The 6,896-nt window shown below is 44.8% G+C and carries 5 protein-coding genes; 4 read left to right on the forward strand and 1 reads right to left on the reverse strand.

Annotated features, from left to right (window positions below; translation table 11 throughout):
* The 3 genes from ACOJTG_RS02470 to ACOJTG_RS02480 all read left to right on the forward strand — a co-directional run.
* Nucleotides 1–867, forward strand: an 867-nt coding sequence (locus ACOJTG_RS02470) for a PglZ domain-containing protein (protein ID WP_420152354.1), incomplete at its 5' end; no start/stop codon positions are given.
* Between the two features lie 200 nt (nucleotides 868–1,067).
* Nucleotides 1,068–2,600, forward strand: coding sequence for a capsule assembly Wzi family protein (locus tag ACOJTG_RS02475; RefSeq protein WP_420152355.1), 1,533 nt, complete (start codon nucleotides 1,068–1,070; stop codon nucleotides 2,598–2,600).
* A gap of 484 nt (nucleotides 2,601–3,084) precedes the next feature.
* A complete protein-coding gene (locus ACOJTG_RS02480) occupies nucleotides 3,085–4,380 on the forward strand; it encodes a capsule assembly Wzi family protein (protein ID WP_420152356.1) in 1,296 nt (431 codons plus the stop codon).
* A 64-nt stretch (nucleotides 4,381–4,444) separates the two neighbouring features.
* Here the strand turns inward: ACOJTG_RS02480 and ACOJTG_RS02485 are convergent, their stop codons facing one another.
* The gene (locus ACOJTG_RS02485; RefSeq protein ID WP_104710050.1) at nucleotides 4,445–5,137 is read right to left on the reverse strand and encodes a cell division ATP-binding protein FtsE; all 693 of its coding nucleotides are present in this window, start codon (nucleotides 5,135–5,137) and stop codon (nucleotides 4,445–4,447) included.
* A 315-nt stretch (nucleotides 5,138–5,452) separates the two neighbouring features.
* On the opposite strand from ACOJTG_RS02485, the gene ahcY reads away from it, so the two are divergent.
* A complete protein-coding gene (gene ahcY / locus ACOJTG_RS02490; RefSeq protein WP_420152357.1) occupies nucleotides 5,453–6,766 on the forward strand; it encodes an adenosylhomocysteinase in 1,314 nt (437 codons plus the stop codon).
* Nucleotides 6,767–6,896 lie beyond the last annotated feature (130 nt).

The raw sequence follows: 6,896 nt of genomic DNA on the forward strand, positions 1-6,896 counted from the left end.
GACAATTTCCGCTACGATCAGTGGAAACTGATCGAACGTGAGTTGACGGAGTATTTCACGGTAGAGGAAGAAAGTCATTACTATTCCATTTTGCCAACGACGACATCCTTCGCCCGTAACTCCATTTTTTCGGGTTTGCTGCCCAGTGAAATTGAGAAACAATATCCGCGTTTGTGGGTACACGACATTGAGGGTGATCAGAAAAACGACGAAGAAGGTCTCAACGTGCATGAGGAAGAATTTCTACAAATGCAGTTGCAGAAAAGTCGCCTGAGCAATATCAAAATGTCGTATCACAAAATTCTGAACGTCAATCAGGGAAAGGCACTCGTTGAGAACTTTAATAATATCGCCACGAATGATTTAGTTGCCGTCGTGTACAATTTCGTGGACATGCTTTCGCACGCTCGTACGGACTCAGCCATGATTAAAGAATTGGCAGCGGACGAATCAGCCTATCGAAGTCTGACTAACTCCTGGTTTCAGCATTCGCCTTTGCTGGAATTTCTCAAGAAAATTGCTGAAAAAGGCGGCCGGGTGGTACTAACCACCGATCACGGTATGATTCGCGTACAAAAGCCCGTACGGATCATTGGCGACCGTTCTGTTAACACGAATTTGCGGTATAAACAGGGGAAAAACCTGAATTTTGATGAAGATCACGTGCTCGTATGCCGTCGCCCTGAAGCCTTTGGCTTACCGAAATACAATGTCTCTTCAGCGTATGTTTTCACGTTAGAGGACTACTTCTTCGCGTACCCTAATAACTACAACTATTACGTCAACTATTACAAGGATACGTTCCAGCATGGAGGCGTTTCCTTGGAAGAAGTGATTGTACCCGTCGTACAATTGAAAGCGAAATAAATTACCATTCTAGGGAAAAGAAAAGCCACCTGACTCACAGGTGGCTTTTCTTTTCCTTTAAATAATTTAATGAAAATTTATTTGTAAAGAGTGAGCATATATGTTTAAATCCACTGATAAATTTATCTTACTTTGCGTAGATTGATAAGAAGTTATAAGCCTCCAGCTTACCAAGAATATATACCACCCTACCTAAATTTATGCGTTATTTTACCTTCCTAAGTATCCTATGTCTTAGTATTGGATGGAATTCAGTCATTGCTCAGGATAGTACGCGTAGCTTCGGTACTTACTTTGTGCAAGCAGCAACTACGGCCTTATCAAGTTCAGATCGAACGGCTTTCTGGCTCCAGACGAACCAGTACGGAACAATACCAAGAACGCCCCAAGGCGGTTTATTATCTGCGGGAGTGTATTACCGCATTCCTCTTTCCCGACGGTCTAATCGCTGGTCTATTGATGCAGGGCTTGAAGGCATCGCTCAAACCCAGAATCCTAAATTGAACGGCGTCCTTACCGAAGGCTACTTACGGTTGAATTTCAAGAACTGGGAGCTCTACGGTGGACGTAAACGAGAGTTTATAGGCTTGGCAGATACCTTGACGGGTATGGGATCTCTAAACTGGTCGGGGAATGCTCTGCCGATTCCCCAGATTCACTTGGGAACCCGAACCTTCATTCCCGTACCTATAGTAGGAAAATGGCTCAAGTTCAAAGCCTATTACACACACGGGTGGTTTGAAAATTATAACTCTTTTACGAAAGATGCTTTTTTACACCAGAAAGGTCTGTATTTGAAATTTGGGAAGGAAAATTGGGCCATCAATCTCTATGGCGGCTTAAGTCATTTTGTACAATGGGGGGGATACGCTCCTAGTTTAGCCGACGATCCAGGATTATTATCCAAGCACGGCAAGTTTAATCAATCGGCTTTCGCCTATTGGAATGGCGTCGTACTGGCAAAAAGTATGCAGCTAAAATACGGCTACAAGGGATACCCTATGGATGATTTTATTTCCATCGATGTGAATCGGATTGGGAATCACCTGGGAACCGTTGATGCAGGCGTAGAGGTTAAAAACTGTAATTACAACCTCTTTTTTTATCGGCAAAGTATGTTTGATGATGGGTCTCTTTTTTACCTCATTAATATTGATGATGGTTTGAATGGGGTACGTTATTTGAATAAAGTGCAACAGGCGTCCGATTTTTACCTGAAACGCGTAACACTTGAATGGTTAAGCACGGTAAGTCAGGGTGGAGATGAATTTATCATTGATGAGTCACAGAAACGGGGAATTGATAATTATTTTAACCACAGTCAGTACCAAGATGGCTGGACGTATTTTGACCGCTCCATTGGCGTTCCTTTTATTCAACCCGATAGTGATTTAAAGAAAGAAGTGCGAACAAACGTACGCGGCATGCCTAACAATCGGGTACAGGTAATCAATATGACGTTGACAGGTCGGTACAAGCGACGCACTACCTGGGAAATCCGAGCGTCGTACAGCAAAAACTTTGGTACATATAATAACATTACTTACGATACAAGTCCTTATTATAAAGGCCCTTTAAAGCAATTTTCTGGTTTAATTCGAGTAGGCGTAAAAATGCCCTGGCTGAAAGGAAGCGAAATTTCCGGGGCCATTGCTTATGATCGGGGTGAAATGTATGACAACACGTTAGGAGGGTATTTAAGCATTCGAAAATCAGGAGTTTTTACGCGATAAACGCTTAACTAAAAAATAACAAAACCGGCTAAAACAATTGGTTTGCCGGTTTTTTTTTATGTACAAGCTAATTTTAGTAGTCTAAAAAAGGAATACTTCAATTAATAGATAGAAAAATCTAGTTTTTTAAACAATAGCTCAAGCTTACAAAGTCTTCTAAATTTTGATTTATATAATTATTAATAGATATTTGACGGTAAATCCGTACTATTCTTGGATATTTTTAGTAGTACTTTGTAGAAGAAGTATGGTAATTGTATTTGACCTTTTATTGAATTAACCAACCTTGATGTATAAGTTTTTAGGACTAAGTCCTGTTTTAATCGCCTTTGCCTGCAACATACTTTACGCTCAGGACAGTACCCAACGAAATGGGGGAACTTATTTTGTACAATTAGCTACAACGGCTTTATCTACGTCGGATCGAACTGCATTTTGGTTGCAGACGAACCAATACGGGGTTATTCCTAGCAAACCACAAGGAATGTTAGCTTCGGCTGGCGTGTACTATCAAGTACCCCTCTCTCACCGCTCAAATCGCTGGGCGGTGGATGGAGCTCTTGAAGTCATGGGTCAGACCAATAATCCAGAGTTTAAAGGCATCGTTACAGAAGGGTGTTTGCGGTTGAAGTACAAAAAATGGGAATTGTATGGGGGACGGAAACGCGAATACGTGGGTTTATCCGATACACTGCTCGGCATGGGTTCCATGGTGTCTTCTACCAACGCCTTGCCTATCCCACAAATTCGCCTGGGTACGTATGACTTTATTCCCGTACTCGGTCGGTGGTTGCACATGAAAGCCTACTTGTCCCATGGCTGGTTTGAAAACAGTCGTCCATTTGTACAACATGCCTACCTTCATCAGAAAGGGGTTTATGTACGTTTGGGTACTAAAAACTGGCCTGTAGTCCTGCACGCCGGGGTGAACCATTCCGTACAGTGGGCTGGCTACGCATCCGCCTTTAAGAACGACCCTGGCGATATGGCCCGTTACGGACATTTTGAAAAGTCATGGTTAGGTTACTGGGGCGTGTTTTCTGGACAAAGTATGGCCAATTATGCCGTAGCGAATCCAGGAAAAGTTATTGTGTTTGATCAAAACCGGATCGGTAACCACTTAGGAACGATTGACATGGCTCTACAATGGCGACCCGCTGCTTTCGACGTCTTCCTGTACCGACAAATTATGTTTGAAGATGGATCGCTATTTTATCGCCTAACCACATCCGATAGTTTCAATGGTATTCGCTGGAAGAGTAAAATGGCCAGTCATGCCGCTTTTTCGCTTAAACAAGTTACGGTGGAATGGCTTAGTACCATTGATCAGGGCGGTGAGGAGTTCATGGATACCGATCCTAAAAAGCGAGGAAGAGACAATTATTTCAATAACAGCCAGTATCAGGATGGTTGGACGTACTTTGGTCGTGGCATTGGTACCCCTTTTGTTACGCCTGACGCGGATTTGAAAACTGGCGTTCGCCGCTATTCGTTGGGCTTTTCGAACAATCGGGTAGAAGTTTTGCACACGGGCTTCGCGGGAACGTTTAAGCAGAATACCTCCTGGGAAATGAAGCTTTCCTTTAGCCGAAATCGTGGTACGTATGTACAGCCTTACGAGAAACCGCTACAGCAGTTTTCGGGTATTCTGCGAGTGGGTACACGACTACCCTGGCTGAAGGGCGGCGAACTGAGTGGAGCCCTGGCTTACGACAGCGGAGAGCTGTACGAAAATACCTTGGGAGCGTACATCAGTTTGCGTAAATCAGGATTTTTTTAGATCCCATCACCTCACAAAAAAGAGAGCGAATTCTTCGGAATTCGCTCTCTTTTTTTAATACTATTTATAAATAGTCCCGTTCGACGACTTTACCATTTTCACAGCGTAGCATCCGCTGGGGAAACTTACGAATCAGGTCAAAATCGTGAGTGGCCATTAGCACGGACATCCCGGATTTATTAATACTCAGAAAGAGACGCATAATGTCTTCTGACACTTCGGGATCAAGGTTCCCCGTCGGCTCGTCAGCCAGTAAAATTTCCGGATCATTCAACAAGGCCCGGGCGATAACGACGCGTTGCTGCTCACCACCCGAAAGCTGGTGTGGCATTTTGTTCATTTCTCCGCTCAACCCGACGCGTATCAAAACCTCGGCAATCCGGGTTTTCATCTTCATGGAATCTGTCCAGCCCGTTGCTTTAAGTACAAACTCCAGGTTCTGGGCAATGTTACGATCCATGAACAGCTGGAAATCCTGGAAAACGATTCCCAGCTTCCGACGAAGAAAAGGGATGTCTTTCCGGCGAATGGAATTGAGTTCATAGCCCGCTATTTGTACCGAACCTTTCACCAAAGAAAGATCGGCGTAGAGGGTCTTGAGCAATGAACTTTTCCCACTACCGGTCCGGCCAATGAGGTACACAAACTCACCCTTCTGAATGGCAAAATTGATATTCTCCAGCACTTGTTTTTCACCGAGCTGGTAAACATCTGTATTTAAAACCTGTACCACAGGCTGGTTGGCAAACGGAATCATTATAAATCTGAACTTTTGTCTTTTAAAACGACCGACTGGGGTCGATAGTTTAAATTACCTCGAAAATCAGGTGCACCTTGAATGAAAGTCAATATTAGGAAACTACTTTGGAAAGCCGATCAATAGGGACTAATTTTGTACGAAATTGAGTTCTTACTCAGATAATGACCGTAATGTAAGCAGCCCACTGCGAAGAGAACGGAAAACCGGAGCTGATCGTCAGAAAGTTAACTAGTGATTGATGCTTCGTTCGTACGGATTTTCGCGGTTTTAATCCAACTTTACATTACCTATCCCAGATCGTTGATCTAACATATGGAAGCTACGCAAACGTACATCCCTTACAAAGTAAAAGACATTTCCCTGGCCGAATGGGGTCGCAAAGAAATTCGCCTGGCTGAAGCCGAAATGCCCGGTTTGATGGCCATCCGGAAAGAATACGGACCGCAGAAACCCCTGGCAGGTGCTCGCATCGCAGGTTGTCTGCACATGACCATCCAAACGGCCGTTTTGATTGAAACGCTGGTTGAACTGGGTGCTGAAGTAACCTGGTCTTCCTGCAACATCTTCTCTACGCAGGATCACGCCGCTGCTGCTATTGCCGCCGCTGGTATATCGGTATACGCCTGGAAAGGCTTGAACGAAGAAGAGTTCAACTGGTGCATCGAGCAAACCTTGTTCTTTGGAGCGGAACGTACGCCCCTGAACATGATTCTTGACGATGGTGGCGATTTGACCAACATGGTTTTCGATGATTATCCCGAGCTGATTGACGGTATCAAAGGTCTGTCAGAAGAAACGACGACGGGTGTGCATCGATTGTATGAGCGTTTCCGCAAAGGAACGTTGTACCTTCCTGCAATCAACGTAAATGACTCGGTTACCAAATCGAAATTCGATAATAAATATGGCTGTAAAGAATCACTCGTAGACGCGATTCGTCGCGGTACGGACCTGATGCTAGCCGGTAAGGTAGCCGTAGTAGCTGGATATGGTGATGTAGGAAAAGGTTCTGCTGAGTCACTCCGGGGAGCGGGTTGCCGCGTACTGGTGACGGAAATCGACCCGATTTGTGCCCTTCAGGCAGCCATGGATGGGTATGAAGTAGTAACGATGGATAACGCCGCCCCACGGGCCAATATCTTCGTAACGGCTACGGGTAACATCAACATCATTAAAGATCGTCACTTCCGGGCGATGAAAGATAAGGCGGTCGTTTGTAACATCGGTCACTTCGACAACGAAATCGATATGGCTTGGTTGAACGCGAACTACGGCTCGACGAAATCACAAATCAAGCCCCAAGTTGATCTGTATACGATCGATGGCAAAGAAGTGATTGTACTCGCCGAAGGACGTCTGGTAAACCTGGGCGTAGCGATGGGTCACCCTTCCTTCGTAATGTCGAACTCGTTCTCGAACCAAACGCTGGCTCAGCTTGAACTCTGGACCAACACGGACAAATACGAGAAAAAAGTATACGTACTGCCGAAGCACCTCGATGAGAAAGTAGCGGCTCTGCACCTGGATCACATCGGAGCTCAACTCGAAAAACTCGACGTAGAGCAGGCCGATTACATTGGAGTAACGGTAGAAGGTCCGTTCAAATCGGAACTGTATCGGTACTAATTAGCCGTTCAATACACGGAAAAGCCGGGCGTTTGTACAAACGCCCGGCTTTTGTTTTTTATTTGCAGTCTGCGAAACCCTTCTTCCAGCCTCATGAAAAAGATCTTCTTCGGACTCTTGCTTTTCGGAT

The organism is Siphonobacter sp., from assembly GCF_048595215.1.
Lineage (GTDB): Bacteria > Bacteroidota > Bacteroidia > Cytophagales > Spirosomataceae > Siphonobacter.